We start from the raw sequence: 17,271 nt of genomic DNA, 5'->3' as shown, positions 1-17,271 counted from the left end.
CGGCTCGTCATAACGAGCCGACTCGGCGCTGGTTCAGGTCAGGACGAGCCGACTCGGTCAGCAGCGGTGTCGAGTCTGCCGGGCTCCTGCGCGTTCTCCTACAGTGGTGCGATGACCTCGACCGCGCGGACTACAGCGCGCATCCTGCTGGGCGTGATCATGGTGGGCGCCGGGGTGGCGCATCTGACCACCCAGCGACAAGAGTTCCGAGCGCAGGTGCCCGACTGGTTCCCGGTTGACGAGGACCTGACGGTGGTCGGCTCGGGCGTCGTCGAGATCGGGCTCGGGCTGGCCTTCGTCCTGCTGCCGAGTAGGCGACGTCTCGTCGGAGCGCTGCTTGCCGCGTTCTTCGTGGCGATCTTCCCCGGCAACATCGCGCAATATGTCGAAGGCGTCGACGCGTTCGGTCTCGACACGGACAGCAAGCGGCTGATCCGGCTGTTCTTCCAACCCTTGCTCGTCGTCTGGGCCCTGTTCGGCGGCGGCTGGCTGAGACGTACGAGAGACGACGACTGAACCCACCGACCTCATGGCGGCTGCGGCTAATGGGCGGCGGCCTGAGCCCCCGCCCACGTACGCAGGTAGGACTCGGAACCGCGGACGATGTCGTCGACGACGTCCTGGCCGCCGGTGAGGCGGAGGTCCTCGAGGTAGTCGGGGATCATCCCGTAGTGGGCGACGCCGTCGGTGTTGTAGTCCCAGATCCGCTGGCCGGTGACCTGGCGGTCGACGACGGAGCCGCCGTCGAAGCTGCGGAACGGGTAGCTGACGCGCGTCTTCGCCGGGCCAGGCGTGCCGCCGAAGCCGTTCATGTCGAAGCCGAACCCGATGCCGGCGCCGTAACGGTCACGGACGGGTGCGGTGCGGGCGTACTCGGCCAGGAACTGGTCGGTGCTGTGGCCGTAGATCGTCGAGAAGCCGCCGAGGGCGTAGAGCCGGTCGAGGTAGCGCTCGTCCATCCAGGAGTGGCTGGCGAGGGCGCCGGGGTAGTCGGTCTCCTCGAGGATGTCGAGGGTGCGGCCGGCGGCCTTGGCGCTCATGTGGTCTACCTCGACCATCATGCCGCGCTTGATCAGCCCACGGAGGGCGTATTCGCCGAGGGCGGAGAGGCCGTGCGGGTTGCAGACGGTGCCCTCCGGGTAGATCGGCGGCTGCGGCAGCCAGGCGAGCTCGGCGGGACGGTCGACCAGCCGCGGGTTGTTGTCGTGCGGCTGGCCGGGGTCGCAGGCCTTCGGCGTCCAGAACGTCCCGGTGGTGAGGAACTGACCGGCGTTGATCAGCAGCCCGGTCGTGCCCTCGTCGTAGCGGACCCCGCACAGCGCGTTGTCGAACTTGTGGCACAGGAACATCGACGAGACCCCGAGCGACTTCAGCTCGTCGAGCCCCGCGTCGATGTTGGCGCGGGTGCACGAGGGCAGCCGCAGCTTCTGGGAGCAGCCGAACGGCTCGGAGGTCTCCACGCCGAGCACGACGGCGAGCTTGCCGGCCTCGATCACCTCGCGCGCCTGCTCGGCGTCGGTGACGATCCGGTACCACCCGCGCCCCTCGCCGCCGTACTGCGCGTCGATGAAGGCCTGGGTGTCGTACGCATCCCGAGCCTGCCTCCGCACCGCGGTCATCTCGTCGCAGGACTGGTGGGTGCCGGGGTTGATCGCGCACAGCGCCTTGTTGCTGGTCAGCTGCACCACCAGGATCCGCTGTCCGCCGCGCCAGGCGCGCTCGACCCAGCGGTAGTACATCTGCTGGTGGGTCAGCGAGTCGTAGGCCGGCCAGTCGGCGAACGACGGCCAGCCGGTGGTGTCGTGGAACCCCAGCGGGCTGCCCGTGCGGGTCAGGTTCTCCAGCAGCGCGGTCTCCCCGGCGATCCCATGGGAGGGGCAGTCCTTCAGCGCGTCCGCGATCCCAGCCGCCGACCAGGCCTTGCCGCAGACCGCCGCGCCACCGATCCCGTCCTGCATGAACATGTGGCTGTGGGCGTCGATCAGCCCCTGCACCGTGCCGTCCGGAGCGGTCCCGGTGAACGGCTCGCCGGTCACGTTGACCTCGGACTCCGGCGACGGCAGCCGCCGCTCCACATCGTCGCCAGAGGCTGGTGGACCCATCATCGCGACAGTCACCCCGAGGGCGATCACAGCAAGCAGGGACGTACGTCTGATGCGCATGTGGCCTCCCGATGACCAGCGGCATATTTACTGCTATGGGTATCGCAACCTAGCAGTTGCTTGGGCCGTTTGGGGCCATATCTCCGCAGGTCGTCCGCTCTGACAGACTGACGAGCATGACGATCGCGATCATCGGTGCAGGCAACATGGGTGGGGCTGTCCTCGCCGGACTCCTCGAGGCCGGTCACGCCACGGAGAGCGTCATCGTCGTGGAGGCGCGTGAGGAGCAGGCCGCCGCGCTCCGCGAGAAGCACGGCATCCGTACGCTGCCGGCCACCGAGGCTGCGGCCGAGGCCGACGTGGTGGTGCTGGCCGTGAAGCCCTACGGCGTCGTGCCGGTGCTGGAGTCGATCGCGTCGTCGCTGCGGCAGGGGACCACGGTGGTCTCGCTGGCCGCCGGTGTCCCGACCTCCGCGATGGAGCCGGCCGTCCCGGACGGCGTCTCGGTCGTGCGGGTCATGCCCAACACTCCGGCGCTGGTCGGCGAAGGCATGTCCGCGGTCGCCGGTGGCGCGAAGGCGACGCCGGAAGCCATCGAGGCCGCGGCCGACCTGATGAGTGCCGTCGGCAAGGTCGTCACGGTCCCCGAGTCGCAGATCGACGCCGTCACCGCGATCAGCGGCTCCGGCCCGGCGTACGTCTTCATGGTCGCCGAGGCGTGGATCGAGGCGGGCGTCCACCTGGGTCTGACCAGGGACGACGCAACCACGCTGGTCATCCAGACTCTGACCGGGTCCGCCAAGCTGCTCGAGAGCGGGACCCACCCCGCGATCCTCCGCGAGCAGGTCACCTCCCCGGGCGGCACCACCGCCGCCGCGCTCGGCGCGCTGGAGCAGAACGGCCTGCGGGCGGCCTTCCTCGAGGCCACCCGTGCCGCCTACGTACGCTCCAAGGAGCTCTCCTAGCCGCGACCAGCGTTACAGCCCGAGGTGGCGGCTGATGATCAGCTTCTGGACCTCGGTGGTGCCGCCGTAGATGGTCTGGATGCGGCTGTCGACGAACGCCTTGGCAATCGGGTATTCCATCATGTAGCCGTAGCCGCCGTGGATCTGGACGCCCTGGTCGACGAACTTCTTCTGCAGTTCGGTGGTCCACCACTTCGCCATGCTGGCCAGGACGGTGTCGGCGGTGCCGGCGTTGAGCTGGGTGACGGCGTCGTTGAGGAACAGGCGGGCGAGGTAGGCCTCGGTGGCCATCTCGGCGAGCGTGAATGCGGTGTTCTGGAACCGGCCGATCGGGCGGCCGAAGGCCTCGCGGGTGCGGGCGTAGTCGAGGGAGAGCTCGAGGACCTGCTCGACCGCGGCGACCGCGATCGAGGCGACCGAGATGCGCTCCTGCGGCAGCAGGGTCATCAGCGAGATGAAGCCGGAGCCCTCCTCGCCGAGCAGGTTCTCCTTCGGCACGACCACGTCGGTGAAGGAGAGCTCGGCGGTGTCCTGCGCCTTCATGCCGACCTTGTCGAGGTTGCGGCCGCGCTCGAAGCCCTCCATGCCGCGCTCGACCACGAGCAGGGAGATGCCGTGGGCGCCGGCGTCGGGGTTGGTCTTGGCGACCACGATGACCAGGTCGGCGTTGATGCCGTTGGAGATGAACGTCTTCGAGCCGTTGAGGAGGTAGTGGTCCCCCTTGTCGACCGCGGTGGTGCGTACGCCCTGGAGGTCCGAGCCGGCGCCCGGCTCGGTCATCGCGACGGCGGTGATGATGTCGCCGGAGACGCAGCCCGGCAGCCACCGGGCCTTCTGCTCCGGGGTGCCGAGGTACTCGATGTAAGGGACGATGATGTCGGTGTGCACGAAGAACCCAGGCCCGCTGGCGCCGATCTTCGCCATCTCCTCGTGGAGGACTGAATTAAATCGGAAGTCCTTGATGCCGGGGCCGCCGTACTCCTCGTCGACGTCGAAGCAGAGCAGCCCGGTGTCGCCGGCCTTCTTCCACAGCTCGCGGGGGACGATGCCGGCCTTCTCCCACTCATCGTGGAACGGGGCGACCTCCTTCTCGAAGAAGGCCTTGGCCGTGGCGCGGAAGTCCTCGTGCTCAGCCTCATAAATGGATGGAGCGTAGATGGTGGGCTTCTCGGGCATGACACTCCTTCGTAGACAGTCGCACTCACCGTGCCTCACGTCTGTGACACAGACCGCATTCTCGGGTGGTGACGGAGCAACTGTGACAGTAACACTGGCGAAGTCGCAACCGTTTGGTCTACGGTCCCTGACTATGACGGAGACGACCGAGGAACTGATGACGATCGATGAGCTGTCGACCGTCACGGGGTTGTCGGTGCGTACGACGCGCTACTACGCGAGCCTCGGGTTGATCCCGCCGCCGATCCGCCGCGGGCGGGTGGCCTACTACGGTCCCGAGCATCGCGCTCGCCTGGATCTGGTCACCGCGCTCCAGGAGCACGGGTTCACGCTGCAGGCCATCGAGCGCTACCTCGGACGGCTCCCCGCGGACATCACGCGGGAGGACCTCGCGATGCAGCGCGCCATGATCACTTCCTGGGCCACCGAGCCGACCGAGGACATCCAGGCCCGGATCGGGCGTGAGCTGATCGCGCTGGGGCTGCCCCGTGACGCGCTGGCAGCGGCGTACGCAGCGACCTCACGCCTCATGGCGGACCTCGCGGACGAGCTCAACACGATCCTGCGCGACCAGGTGGTCGACCCGTTCCGGCGCACCCACCACAGCCCCGAGGAGGCCAAGCACCTCGAAGAGGTGCTCCCGCGGCTGCGGCAGCTGACCACCGAGGCCATCGTGGTGTCGTTCCAGGACGCGGTGAACCGGACGATCTCCCGCAATCTGTCGTGAACCTGTTGACTGTGACAGTTTTAGTGTCACAATCGGCGCATGGCTGAAGCATTCATCTATGACCACCTGCGCACGCCGCGCGGGAAGGGTAAGAAGACCGGAGCGCTCCACGAGGTCAAGCCGATCGACCTGGTGGTCGGCCTGATCGACGAGGCGCGCAAGCGGAACCCCAACCTCGACCCCGAGCGGATCGACGACGTCGTCCTCGGTGTCGTCACCCCTGTCGGCGAGCAGGGCGGTGACATCGCCAAGACCGCCGCCATCAAGGCCGGTCTCCCCGAGACGACCGCCGGGGTGCAGCTCAACCGCTTCTGCGCCTCCGGGCTCGAGGCCGTGAACCAGGCCGCCTCCCGCGTACGCGGCGGGTTCGAGGACCTCATCCTCGCCGGTGGTGTCGAGTCGATGAGCAAGGCGCCGATGGGCAGCGACGGCGGCGCCTGGGCGCAGGACCCCGACACCGCGCTCAAGACCGGCTTCGTCCCGCAGGGCATCGGCGCCGACCTGATCGCGACCCTCGAGGGCTTCAGCCGCGCGGACGTCGACCGCTACGCCGCTCAGTCCCACGCCCGGGCCGCCGCCGCCTGGGAGAACGGCTACTTCAAGGACGCCGTCATCCCGGTCGTCGACCAGACCGGCCTGACCGTGCTCGACCACGACGAGCTGATCCGCCCCGGCACCACCGCCGAGACCCTGGCCGGCCTCAAGCCGTCCTTCCTCCAGCAGGGCCAGGAGGCCGGCTTCGACGATGTCGCGCTGGCCAAGTACCACTGGGTCGAGAAGATCGACCACGTCCACCACGCCGGGAACTCCTCCGGCATCGTCGACGGCTCCGCGCTGATGCTGATCGGCTCTGAAGAGGCCGGCAAGGCCAACGGGCTCACCCCGCGTGCCCGGATCATCTCGGCCGCCGTCTCCGGCGCCGACCCGACGATCATGCTCACCGGCCCCGCCCCGGCCTCGCGCAAGGCGCTGGCCAAGGCCGGTCTCACCGTCGACGACATCGACCTGTTCGAGATCAACGAGGCGTTCGCCGCCGTCGCGATGCGGTTCATGAAGGACATGGGCATCGACGAGTCGGTCACCAACGTCAACGGCGGCGCGATCGCCATGGGTCACCCGCTGGGCGCGACCGGTGCCATCATCCTCGGCACCCTGGTCGACGAGCTCGAGCGTCAGGGCAAGCAGCGCGGCCTCGCCACGCTGTGTGTCGGTGGCGGCATGGGTATCGCCACGATCGTCGAGCTGGTCTGAGAGAGGTTTGCGAAGAGATGACTGAGTCTGCCGTTAAGTACGACCGCGATGCCGACGGCATCGTCACGCTGACCCTGGACGACCCGAACCAGTCGGCCAACACCATGAACGAGCTGTACAAGACCTCGATGGCGGAGGCCGTCGAGAAGCTGTACGCCGAGGCCGACGGTGTCACCGGCGTCGTGATCGCCTCCGCGAAGAAGACCTTCTTCGCCGGCGGCGACCTCAAGAACATGATCCAGGTGCGGCCGGAGAACGCCGCCCAGGTCTTCGAGGAGGTCGAGTCGATCAAGGCGACCCTCCGCAAGCTGGAGACCTTCCCCAAGCCGGTCGTCGCGGCGATCAACGGCGCCGCCCTCGGTGGCGGCCTGGAGGTCGCGCTGGCCACCCAGCACCGCATCGCGCTGGACGCCCGCTACGACATCGGCCTGCCCGAGGTCTCCCTCGGTCTGCTCCCGGGCGGCGGTGGCGTCACCCGCGTCGTACGCCTCCTGGGCATCATGACCGGGCTGATGGACGTCCTCGGCCAGGGCACGAAGTTCAAGCCCGCCGCTGCCCTCGAGAAGGGTCTGATCCACGAGCTGGTCTCCTCCCCCGATGAGCTCGTGCCCGCCGCGAAGGCGTGGATCAAGGCCAACCCCGACGAGATCGCCCAGCCGTGGGACAAGCCCGGCTACAAGATGCCCGGTGGCAAGCCGACCTCGCCGGCGCTCGCGGGCTTCCTGCCCGCGTTCCCGCCGATCCTGCGCAAGCAGCTCAAGCAGTCCGACATGCGCGCCCCGAAGGCGATCCTGTCGGCCGCGGTCGAGGGGGCGATGGTCGACTTCGACACCGCCACCCGGATCGAGTCGCGCTACTTCACCTCGCTGGTCACCGGCCAGCAGTCGAAGAACATGATCCAGGCGTTCTTCTTCGACCTCGGCGCGATCAACGCCGGCACCCTGCGTCCTGACGGCGTCGAGAAGTTCACCGCGACGAAGGTCGGTGTTCTGGGTGCCGGGATGATGGGTGCTGGCATCGCGTACTCCTTCGCCCGGGCCGGTGCCGAGGTCGTCCTCAAGGACGTCGCCATCGAGTCGGCCGAGCGCGGGAAGGCCTACACCGCCAAGCTCAACGAGAAGGCGGTCTCGCGCGGCAAGCTGACCCAGGAGAAGGCCGACGAGATCCTCAACCGGATCACCGCGACGGTCGCGCCGGAGGACTTCGCCGGTGTCGACGTCGTCGTCGAGGCGGTCTTCGAGGACGTCGCGCTGAAGCAGAAGGTCTTCAGCGAGATCGCCCCGTTCGTCAACGAGGACGCGGTGCTCTGCTCCAACACCTCGACGCTGCCGATCACCGAGCTCGCCAAGGGGATCGACCGCCCGGCCGACTTCATCGGCCTGCACTTCTTCTCGCCCGTCGACAAGATGCCGCTGGTCGAGATCATCAAGGGTGCCGAGACGAACGACGTCGCGCTGGCCAAGGCGTACGACGTGGTCCAGCAGATCAAGAAGACCCCGATCGTCGTCAACGACAGCCGCGGCTTCTACACCTCGCGCGTCATCGGCACCCAGATCCAGGAAGGTCTGGAGCTGCTCGCCGAGGGCTTCGCGCCCTACTCGCTCGAGCGTGCCGCGACCCAGGCCGGGTTCCCGGTCGGGCCGCTGCAGATCGCCGACGAGCTCAACCACGAGCTCATGGTCAAGATCGCTCGTACGACCCGCGAGGCTGCCGGTGTCGAGGAGCTGACCACCACGGAGAAGGTGCTCAACCCGCTCATCGAGGCGGGGCGCTCCGGCAAGCTCAAGGGCGCCGGCTTCTACGACTACACCGACGGCAAGCGCGGCTCGATCTGGGCCGACCTCGGCAGCGTGTTCCCGGTCGCCGAGAAGCAGATCCCGATCAAGGACGCCGAGGAGCGGATGCTCTTCATCGAGGCCCTGGAGACCGCGAAGTGCTTCGAGGAGGGCGTCATCACCTCCGCCGCGCACGCCAACATCGGCTCCATCTTCGGCATCGGCTTCCCGCCGCAGACCGGTGGTGCGGCCCAGTTCATCACCGGCTACGAGGCCGCTGACGGCTCGATCGGCATCGAGGCGTTCCTGGCTCGTGCCGACGAGCTGGCCGAGACGTACGGCGAGCGGTTCCGCCCGACGCAGTACCTCCGCGACCTCGCGGCGAAGGGTGAGGCCCTCCCGGTCTGACCAGCCCCGCCTGACCCATGCGCAATGTGGTGAACCGGCACGGATCCTGTGAAGGAACCGTGCCGGTTCACCATTTGCGGGGCTGATGCGGCTCCGCCCGTGCGACTCTTTGCCTTTCCGTGAGGTCGAGGAGGACGTACGTGGCGATGCCGGGGAGCACACGAAGGCGCGAGTTCCGGGTGGGCGTCGTGATCGTCGGGCTCGTCCTGCTGATCGCGACCGGATGCGCGGTCGTGATGCTCGTGACTCCGGAGACCGGGGCCGAGACGGTCTCGACGAATCTCGAGCTTCCCGACGAGTGGCGATCCGTCCACGGCGTACGCGAGGTCACGGCCGTCGACGAGTCCCGGCGCATTCCGGGGGACAACTTCGGCGAGGCGGACAGCTGGGAGCACTCCGTCCGTCTCGAGGTCACCCTGGAGGGCGACCTGTCCGGACCGGAGGCGGCCGAGGCCGGCCGTGAGGTGCTCCGGTTGCTGGAGCCCGAGATCGCCCGGCTCGTGCCGGAGGCCGGCCCCGACCGGACCAGCGCGTCGTTCGCGATCGGGTCGGCCGAGAACTGGGTGGGCGCGAGTGGGCTGGACCCGCTCGACGCCGTGGACGATGCGCTCGCCGATGCCGTCGCGCTGCGCGAGGCCGGGGCCACGTCGGTGTCGCTGAGCGCCTCCCAGCCGCAGACCAAAGACCCCGGCAAGGCTGACGTACGAGCGCCGAAGGACGCACTCGTCCAGATCGCGACGGTCGCACGCAGCCGGCAGCGTCCGGTGGACCTGTTCGGCGGCCACGCCTGGTACCGGTCCAACGACGTCCCCGACCCGATCGCGGTGAAGCTGGTGGTGGACGCCTCCGCGCGCCCGTCGGTGACCACCGCGCAGCTGTCAGCTCCCTACGATCCGCTGACCGTCCTGGTCGAGGCCGCCGAGGGCGACCGCGTGCTCGACGACGTCAGCCGGTGGCTCACCGCGTACGACGGCTATCCCGGGCGGTCGGGGCAGCCGCTGGCGTACGTGGTCCAAGGCACGCGGGGTGGCATGGTCGAGGGCTGGGTCGGCGGCGTACGCAGGCCCTGACGAATGGGTGGCAGAGCCCATTCGGAATGGCGCGTGGGCCGAGAAGACTCGGAGCCATGGGGGAGATGGCGACGGTTCTGGTGATCGCGGCGATCGCGGTCGGCCTCGTGGTGGCGTCGTTGCTGCGCCGGGCCCGCCGTGGTGAGTGCCTGGTGGTGACCAGACACCGGCGGATCGTCCGGATCGCCTCCGACGCGATGACGCTGGCGATCCCGGGCTTCCACGAGGTGCTCGAGTGGCCGACCGGACAGATCGAGATCGCGATCGTCGTCCGGACCCGGACCGGCGACGGCCGGGACGTACGCGTCCTCGCCACCTTCTCCGTCGAGGTCGACCCGCCTCGGGTCGGCGCGGCGTACATCGACCCGCGTGCCGTCCTGCACACGGCGCTGGAGCGCCGAGTCGCCGACGCGGTCCGCGCCCGGCCCGCGGCGCGGCTGACCGATGAGGGCGACGGGCTCGTGGCCGCCATCGAGGGCATCCGGATCGACGGCCTCGCCGCCGGTGTGGTGACCGATGTGGTCATCGACGAGGTCGACCTGCTGTTGCATCCCGGCCGGCCCGACGATGACGGCTGAGCGCCGCCACCGCCGGGCCGGACCAGGTCAGCGGATGGTGCTGGTGGCCGCCGAGGTGGCGGTCTTTGTGTAGTAGCCGGCCTTGCGGCCGGTCACCTTGACGCGGATGCGGTCACCGCGGTCGACGGACCGAAGGCGGTACGTCTTCCCGGTGGCACCCGAGATCGCGACACCGTTGCGCAGCCACTGGTAGGAGAACGTGATCCCCGAAGGCTTCCAGGTGCCCGGATAGGCGGTGAGCAGGTAGCCGACCCTGCGGGTGCCGCCGATGGTCGGCGTGGCCGCGGTGAGATAGCCGGCCGCGATCCTCGCGGTCGCAGCGCTCGCCCGGACTCCTGGGTTGGCGGCGGGCCAGGACGAGGCGTACGCCGTCACTCGGACCCGGATCTCCTTGGTGTGGTCGGAGCCGGTGAGCTTGTACGTCGACGCCGTGGCGCCCGAGATGGCGACGCCGTTGCGCAGCCACTGGTACTTCACCGTCGTGGCGGTCGGGCTCCAGGAGCCCTTCGTCGCGGTCAGGGTGTAGCCGACCCGCCGGGTGCCGCTGATCGTCGGTGCCGCGGTGTTCGCGACGGTCAGCGGGTTGCAGGTGTAGAGCTCGAGCCCGTCGATGAACCAGCCGATCTGCGAGCCCTCGCTGTCGCCGCGTACGACCCACTGGAACTGGACGGTCTTGCCGGCGAAGGAGGACAGGTCGACGCGGGAGCTCATCCACCCGTTGGAGTCGCCGCCGAAGCCGGTCAGCGGCTTGGAGGGATTGTTGAGGAGCAGCTTCTGCTTAGGCCCGTTCACCCAGGCCGAGGACGGGATCGCGGTCGCAACTCCGTTGACCAGCAGGCGCGCCTCGCCGCCGTCGTAGTACTCCGGCGCCGGGTAGGCAGGGTCGCTGCCGGTGTACCACTCGAAGAGGTACCAGTGGCTGAACCGCAGATAGGTCCGCTTGCCGGCAGGCACCTTGATGCCGGCCGTGGTCAGGCCGCTGGACGTCGGGTCGCCGTAGTCCGGGTCAGGGTTCCAGCCGAAGTCCGAGCCGTTGCCGTCGCGGTCGTTGGCTGGGATGCCCTCGGCGGCGTCGGGTGCCTGGTGCCACAGTCCGCCGCGGGTGAGCGTCGGGGTGGCCATCCCGGCCTTGCCGGTGCTCCCGGCGGGGCAGGTGTTCGGCGCCTCCGCGGGGCGGGTCGCACCGGCCTTGGTGGGCGACTTGGCGAGCTCGGTCGCCTGGGTCGCGCGCAGGACCTGGATGCAGTCCTCCGCGACGAAGCCGGCGGTGCCGGCGGCCGAGAGCGTGCCGCAGGCGTTCGCCAGCGTGCGGCCGAGATCTGCGTACTGGCTTCCGGAGACGAGGTGCTGGATCGTGTAGAGGTAGAGCGCCGCGGTCTTCTGCAGGGTCGGGTCGCCGACGTCGAGACCGGTGACGGTGACGCCGTTGAAGGTGCCACCCTGGGAGATCAGGTACGCCGTCTTGTTGCCGACGCCGCTGTTGGTGTGCACCCCGCCGCCGTCGGCGTAGTAGCTGAGGTCGTCGGCCTCCCACAGGGAGCTGGTCATCCGGTCGGGTTGGTCGTGCACCGTCGGGTTGGCGAGGTCGCGGATCGCGCCGAAGGAGGAGTCCTCGCCGATGCGCCAGTCGGTCGCGGAGTCGCCGGGAGTCGCGTAGCGGTGGTCGACGATCTCGCCCATGATGTCGGCCATCGACTCGTTGATGGCGCCGGACTCGTACCAGTAGAAGAGGTTCGAGCTGTTCTCGATCACGCCGTGGGTCAGCTCGTGACCGACGATGTCGTCGACGACCAGGCCCTGGCCGAGGTAGATCTGCTGACCGTTCCAGAACGCGTTGTCCATCGGGCACGGTGGCGTGTAGCCCGGCTCTGTCAGCTCGCAGTAGCGGGTCGTGGCGGTGACCGCCTTGCCGGTGACGCCATCGGACCAGCCGATCTCATCGGTCAGGTCCAGCCCGAGGGAGGCGTAGAAGTCGGAGGTCGCACCGAGCATGTCGTACGCCTTGTCGACGTCGGCGATTCCGGAAGGCGCATCGCCCTCGCGCCGCTTGACCGTGAGGCTCGTGTCCGCGCAGCCGTTCGCCGCGGCGCGGACGTTGGCGTTGTCGCAGATGCGGCGGTTGGCGTGGGCGATCTCGTTGATGTGCATGAGTACGCGGCCGGTGCCGGCGTCGGCGAGCACGGTCTCACGGATGCTGGAGCCGTTGGTCACCGAGAACCGGAAGACGCTGGTCTCGCCGATCTCCGGACCGCGGACCAGGTCGTGGTCGTAGAGCCAGGTGCCCTGGTCGCTCACGGTGAGGCCGGTGGCTCCGTGGTGGGACTTGGCGACCACCGTCTTCGCTGCTGCCTTCGCCTTCGCGCGCGTGGACTCGTCCGGCTCGGTGACCTCGGCGGTCTTGGCGTCGGAGAGGTTGGTGGCCGCGGAGGTGAGGCCGCGGTCCTTGTCCAGCCCGACGACGACCTCGCCGCCGAGGACCGGGAGGCCTGCGACGTACTGCTCGTATCTGGTCACCGACCCGCCGCCGACGGCCTTGCTTGTCGACCTCTCGCGCAGGTCCGTCTTCTCGGTGCCGAGCGCCTCGGCGGCGCGGTCGAGGTGGGTCTGGGCCGCCTTCGCGGGCTTGACGGTGGCGCCAAGCGGGTCGATGGCCTCGGTTTTCGAACCGATGAAGTCGGCGTCGCCGTCGGCAGTGCGATGGATGCTGAGAGGTACGCCGGCACGGTCCTGGTAGGTCGCGACCGGGTCGGGTTCGGCGGAGGCGGGCGAGGTCATCGAAATGACGCTCAGCCCACCGAGGGCAAGCGCAGTCGCGGTCAGGGCGACGACGCGTCTACGAGGTGACACTTCGACTCCTTCGGGAGTGGGAGCGGCCCGGAGGAGGTTCACGGGCCGACAAGACCGCCGGCCCGAACCAGCGGCAGAAGTCTCCCAGGCGGGCGCGGGTGCCGTCGCCCGTATTTCCGCGGCTTGCGAAGGCGTACATACTCGGTATATACATACTCAGTAAGTAACCAAGGGAGGTGATCGAGTGTCCGTGAAACACGCACTGTTGGCGCTGCTGGAGAAGCCGCGCTACGGCTACGAGCTGCGCGCCGAGTTCGAGCAGCGCACCGGCGCGAGCTGGCCGCTGAACGTCGGGCAGGTCTATACGACCCTGTCCCGGCTCGAGCGGGACGGCCTCGTCGAGGCTGGAGGGACCGACGCGGAGGGACGGTCCCTCTACCAGCTCACCGAGGCCGGCAAGGTCGAGGTGAAGGGGTGGTTCGACACTCCGGTGGAGCGTACGCAGCCGCAGCGCGACGAGCTCGCGATCAAGCTCGCGGTGGCGGTCGCCGTGCCGAGCGTGGACGTCGGCAAGGTCGTCCAGCAGCAGCGCAACGCGACGATGCAGGCGCTTCAGGGATACCGCCGCCAGTCGCGCTCCGGAGCCGGTGACGACCTCGCCGGCGGGCTGGTCCTCGATCGCCTGATCTTCGCGGCCGAGGCCGAGATCCGCTGGCTCGACCACTGCGAGTCGCGGCTCCGCCGGGCCGCCTCCACGAGCACCGCTCCGGAGCCAGCCCAGTCCACCGAAGGAGGGGCGCGATGAACGCCGCTCTCGCCCACGACCTGCGCCGCCTCAGCCACGACAGCGATCGCTGGCTCGCCGACGCCCGCGAGCGGCTGAGCCGCCGCGTCCACGCCACGCCCGTCAAGCCGGGCAACACCTCGACCAAGGAGTCCACCGATGAGTGAACCCGTCCTCCGGCTCACCGACGTGAGCCGCGTCCACGGCACCGGCGCCGCCGAGGTGCACGCCCTGCGCGGCGTCAGCCTCGCTGCGTACGCCGGTGAGCTGGTCGCCATCATGGGGCCGAGCGGCTCCGGGAAGTCGTCATTGCTGACGATCGCCGGCGGCCTCGACTCGCCGACCTCGGGTTCCGTCGAGGTCGACGGCCAGGATCTCGGTGAGGCCGGGGTCAGCGGGCGCGCCAAGCTGCGGCGTACGTCGATCGGCTACGTCTTCCAGGACTTCAACCTGATCCCGGCGCTGACCGCCGCCGAGAACGTCGCGCTGCCGCTCGAGCTCGACGGCGCCGGTCGGCGCTCGGCGCGGACCGCGGCGAGGACGGCGCTCGAGGAGGTCGGGCTCGACGGCTTCGCCGACCGGTTCCCCGACGAGATGTCCGGTGGGCAGCGGCAGCGGATCGCGATCGCCCGTGCGATCGTCGGCGAGCGTCGCCTGATCCTGGCCGACGAGCCGACCGGTGCCCTCGACACCGAGACCGGCGAGGACATCCTCAAGCTGATCCGGGCGCGCTGCGACGCGGGCGCGGCCGGTGTGCTCGTCACCCATGAGCCGCGGTACGCCAGCTGGGCCGACCGGGTGATCTACGTGCGCGACGGCCTCGTCGTCGACGAGGCCGGCGAGACGCCGAACCTGGCACTCGTGGACGAGGTCGAGGCATGAGTGGGAGTCTTGCCGGCTGGCGTCTCGCCCTGCGCATCGGGCAACGGGAGGCCCGGCGGGCGAAGTGGCGCAGCCTGCTGGTCATCTTGATGATCGCGCTGCCGGTGGCGGGCGTGACCGCGGTCGCGGTGACGTACCGGACCTATGACGTCGACACCGTGGAGGGCCTCGACCGCCGGCTCGGCACCGAGGCCGCGGCGAGCATCGACGTCCAGGGCTCCGCCGTCGTGCGGCAGGGCATCGACCCCGAGAACGCGTCCGAATGGCTCGACGAGTCCGACGCCGACCCGCTCGACGCGGCCGGGGTGAAGGCCGTCATCGGGGACCGCCCACTGCTGGTGGCCGAGGAGCGGACCTTCGACGTACGCACCGACAAGGGCGTCACCTGGGCCAGCGGCCTGGAGACCGATCTGAACGACCCGCTCGCCGCCGGGCTGACCCGGCTGACCGAGGGCCGGCTCCCACAGAGCCCGGACGAGGTCGTGGTCAACTCCAACCTCGCGTTCCGGGGCCCGGGCGTCGGTGAGGAGCTGCTGATCCCGAACGGCGACATCGACGAGACGCGCAAGGTCGTCGGGATCGTCGAGTCGGCGAACGTACGCAACGACCCCTTCATCGCCGGAGTGGACCTTCCGGTGGACTACACCAGCGATCGTTCGACCTGGTTGGTGGGCGGCGGACCGGTGACCTGGTCCGACATCGAGGACCTGAACGCTGCGGGTGCCTTCGTGCTCTCGCGCTCGGTCGTCATGGACCCGCCGGCGGCGGCTCGCGCGGCCGACAAGGAGATCCGTCCGCCGATGGGCGCCCCGGATCCGTCCGAGCTCGTGGTCCTCGTCCTCATCGTGGTCATGGTCATCCTCGAGGTGGTCCTGCTGGCAGGGCCGGCGTTCGCGGTCGCGGCCCGGCGCCAGGCGCGCGACCTGGCCCTGATCGCGGCCTCGGGAGGCACCGCTCGTCAGTCCCGGCGCGTCCTGCTCGGGATGGCGATCGTCATCGGTGCGGTGGCGGCCGTTGTCGGTGCGGCCCTCGGGGTCGGGCTGGCGCGGCTTCTCCAGCCGCTCGCCCAGGATCAGGTCTCGGCCTGGTTCGGACCGTTCGAGGTGCCGTGGCTTCAGGTTCTGGCGGTGGCCGTCATCGGCTTCGCGGCCGCGATCTGCGCGGCGATCGTGCCCGCCTGGATCGCCTCGCGCCAGAACGTCGTCGGCGTACTGTCCGGGCGGCGGTCCGAGACCCTGCCTTCGCGGCGCTCGCCGATCATCGGCCTCGTGCTGGTAATCGCCGGAGTCGGATCGGCGGCGTTCGGCACCCGGAATGCGCTCAGCGGGATCCCGATCGCTCTCGGCGTACTGCTCTGTGTCGCCGGGGTGCTGTTCATCCTCCCCGCCCTCGTGTCCGCGGCCGCGCGGTTCAGCGCTCGGATGCCGCTGGTGATCCGGTTCGCGACCCGCGACGCCGATCGGCACCGCACCCGGACGGTGCCGGCCGCCGGTGCGATCGCGGTGACGGTGGTAGGTGTGGTCACGCTCGGGATCGCGTTCAGCAGCGACCAGGAGCAGAACCAGGAGAGCTACCTGCCCTCCTTCACGATCGGCGACGCCGTGGTGCATCCGCGACACAGCGCCACCGAGAGCGACGTCGACCAGGACGAGACGCGGGCACGGTGGGAGAACATCGCCGCGCAGGTCGAGAAGGCCATCCCGGGGGCGACGGCAGCACTCACGACCGGCGCGACATCCGAGGCGGACGGACGGTACGTCGCCGTCGAGACCGGTGACGGTGAGGCGATCCAGCTCGACACCACCATCGGCGAGTTCGGCGACCTCGTCGTCGCCGGCGCCGACGGGACCCTCCCGCCGGCGGTGGCGCGATCGCTCTCCGAGCGGGATGCCGTCGCAGCCGCGGAGACCCTGAGGTCCTCCGGTGCGGTGGTGTTCACCACCGATGACGAGCTTCGGTCCTCGAAGTCCGCGCGCCTGGTGATCAAGGAGTGGTCCGAGGACGAGCAGACGGAGGTCGACGCCGTCACCGTCGACGTGCCGGCGACCTACCTCGACGTCGGCGACCGGGCAGCGCCCGCGTACGCGGTCGTGACGCCGGCGATGGTGAAGAAGCTCGGTGTCGAACCGCGGGTCCTGGGCCTCTACATCGAGAACGCCCGGCTCAGCGCCGCCGCGGAGACGGACCTCGACGAGGCCCTGGCCGCCGGGCAGTTCCCCACGACGATCCTGATCGAACGTGGCTACCAGGAGACGGACACCGCGGTGATCGTCTGGCTGCTCCTGGTCACCCTGGGGGCCGTGCTGATGATCGGTGGCGCGCTGACCGCGACCCACCTGGCGCTCAACGACGCCCGTCCCGACCTGGCGACCCTCTCGGCGGTCGGAGCCAGGACGCGTACGCGACGTGGGGTCGCTGCCTCGTACGCCCTGGTCGTGACGCTCCTCGGGGCGGTCCCGGGAGCTCTCATCGGGTTCGTTCCCGGGATCGCGATCAGCTATCCGATCACCACCGAGGGCTGGCCGGAGCGCGACAGCGTCGCCGCGCACTACCTCGAGATCCCGTGGGACCTCGTCGGCATCGTCGTCGTCGGGCTTCCCCTGCTGATCGCGCTCATCGTCGCAGTCACCACCCGCGGCCGCCTGCCCATGGTGGCCCGCGTCGAATAGCCCGCCGAGGCGTCAGGTACGTCGGCCGAGGCGTCACTTCCGCGGATCGAGTTGGCACGTTGGTGCCGACTCGATCCGCGTACGTGACTTCTCGACC

14 protein-coding genes are annotated in these 17,271 nt (G+C 69.5%); 11 read left to right on the top strand and 3 right to left on the bottom strand.

The window, feature by feature from the left end:
- Window positions 1-111 precede the first annotated feature (111 nt).
- Window positions 112-516, top strand: a complete 405-nt coding sequence (locus ACFX43_RS29225) for a hypothetical protein (protein WP_378840764.1) — start codon at window positions 112-114, stop codon at window positions 514-516.
- A gap of 26 nt (window positions 517-542) precedes the next feature.
- Here the strand turns inward: ACFX43_RS29225 and ACFX43_RS29220 are convergent, their stop codons facing one another.
- A complete protein-coding gene (locus ACFX43_RS29220) occupies window positions 543-2,162 on the bottom strand; it encodes a Coagulation factor 5/8 type domain-containing protein (RefSeq protein WP_378840761.1) in 1,620 nt (539 codons plus the stop codon).
- 56 nt (window positions 2,163-2,218) lie between these two features.
- Here ACFX43_RS29220 and proC point away from each other — a divergent pair, with 56 nt between their 5' ends.
- On the top strand, window positions 2,219-3,067 hold the full coding sequence (gene proC / locus ACFX43_RS29215; RefSeq protein ID WP_378840758.1) for a pyrroline-5-carboxylate reductase: 849 nt from the start codon (window positions 2,219-2,221) through the stop codon (window positions 3,065-3,067).
- Between the two features lie 12 nt (window positions 3,068-3,079).
- On the opposite strand, the gene ACFX43_RS29210 is transcribed toward proC, so the two are convergent.
- Entirely contained in the window at window positions 3,080-4,243 is a 1,164-nt protein-coding gene (locus ACFX43_RS29210; protein ID WP_378840754.1) for an acyl-CoA dehydrogenase family protein, read from the bottom strand.
- A gap of 133 nt (window positions 4,244-4,376) precedes the next feature.
- Here ACFX43_RS29210 and ACFX43_RS29205 point away from each other — a divergent pair, with 133 nt between their 5' ends.
- From ACFX43_RS29205 to ACFX43_RS29185, 5 genes are all read left to right on the top strand, one after another.
- Window positions 4,377-4,970 (top strand): MerR family transcriptional regulator, encoded by a 594-nt coding sequence (locus tag ACFX43_RS29205; protein WP_378840746.1) that lies wholly within the window; start codon window positions 4,377-4,379, stop codon window positions 4,968-4,970.
- A 39-nt stretch (window positions 4,971-5,009) separates the two neighbouring features.
- Window positions 5,010-6,221 carry an acetyl-CoA C-acetyltransferase gene (locus ACFX43_RS29200; RefSeq protein ID WP_091043431.1) on the top strand — a complete coding sequence of 404 codons (1,212 nt, stop codon included), beginning with the start codon at window positions 5,010-5,012 and terminating at the stop codon, window positions 6,219-6,221.
- A 17-nt stretch (window positions 6,222-6,238) separates the two neighbouring features.
- Window positions 6,239-8,404: a 3-hydroxyacyl-CoA dehydrogenase NAD-binding domain-containing protein gene (locus ACFX43_RS29195; RefSeq protein WP_378840740.1), complete on the top strand. Its 2,166-nt coding sequence runs from the start codon at window positions 6,239-6,241 to the stop codon at window positions 8,402-8,404.
- Between the two features lie 140 nt (window positions 8,405-8,544).
- On the top strand, window positions 8,545-9,474 hold the full coding sequence (locus tag ACFX43_RS29190; protein WP_378840736.1) for a hypothetical protein: 930 nt from the start codon (window positions 8,545-8,547) through the stop codon (window positions 9,472-9,474).
- 56 nt (window positions 9,475-9,530) lie between these two features.
- On the top strand, window positions 9,531-10,052 hold the full coding sequence (locus ACFX43_RS29185) for an SPFH domain-containing protein (RefSeq protein WP_378840733.1): 522 nt from the start codon (window positions 9,531-9,533) through the stop codon (window positions 10,050-10,052).
- Between the two features lie 27 nt (window positions 10,053-10,079).
- Here the strand turns inward: ACFX43_RS29185 and ACFX43_RS29180 are convergent, their stop codons facing one another.
- Entirely contained in the window at window positions 10,080-12,899 is a 2,820-nt protein-coding gene (locus ACFX43_RS29180; protein ID WP_378840727.1) for a M4 family metallopeptidase, read from the bottom strand.
- Window positions 12,900-13,083: 184 nt separating this feature from the next.
- Between ACFX43_RS29180 and ACFX43_RS29175 the strand changes: the two genes are divergently transcribed.
- Genes ACFX43_RS29175 through ACFX43_RS29160 form a run of 4 tightly spaced genes read left to right on the top strand, consistent with a single transcriptional unit; the run spans window position 13,084 to window position 17,174 of the window.
- Complete coding sequence (locus ACFX43_RS29175; RefSeq protein ID WP_378840723.1) at window positions 13,084-13,644, top strand: PadR family transcriptional regulator; 561 nt, start codon at window positions 13,084-13,086, stop codon at window positions 13,642-13,644.
- Window positions 13,641-13,790 carry a hypothetical protein gene (locus ACFX43_RS29170; protein ID WP_357355598.1) on the top strand — a complete coding sequence of 50 codons (150 nt, stop codon included), beginning with the start codon at window positions 13,641-13,643 and terminating at the stop codon, window positions 13,788-13,790. Before ACFX43_RS29175 ends, ACFX43_RS29170 begins: the two co-directional genes overlap by 4 nt.
- A complete protein-coding gene (locus ACFX43_RS29165) occupies window positions 13,783-14,505 on the top strand; it encodes an ABC transporter ATP-binding protein (RefSeq protein ID WP_378840717.1) in 723 nt (240 codons plus the stop codon). Before ACFX43_RS29170 ends, ACFX43_RS29165 begins: the two co-directional genes overlap by 8 nt.
- Window positions 14,502-17,174, top strand: coding sequence for an FtsX-like permease family protein (locus tag ACFX43_RS29160; RefSeq protein ID WP_378840714.1), 2,673 nt, complete (start codon window positions 14,502-14,504; stop codon window positions 17,172-17,174). The genes ACFX43_RS29165 and ACFX43_RS29160 overlap by 4 nt, the downstream gene beginning before the upstream one ends.
- The last annotated feature ends 97 nt before the right edge of the window (window positions 17,175-17,271 follow it).

The organism is Nocardioides sp. YIM B13467, from assembly GCF_042788075.1.
Taxonomy (GTDB): domain Bacteria; phylum Actinomycetota; class Actinomycetes; order Propionibacteriales; family Nocardioidaceae; genus Nocardioides.
The sequence above is the reverse complement of the archived record's forward strand: the minus strand, read 5'-3'. Positions and strand labels throughout refer to the sequence as shown.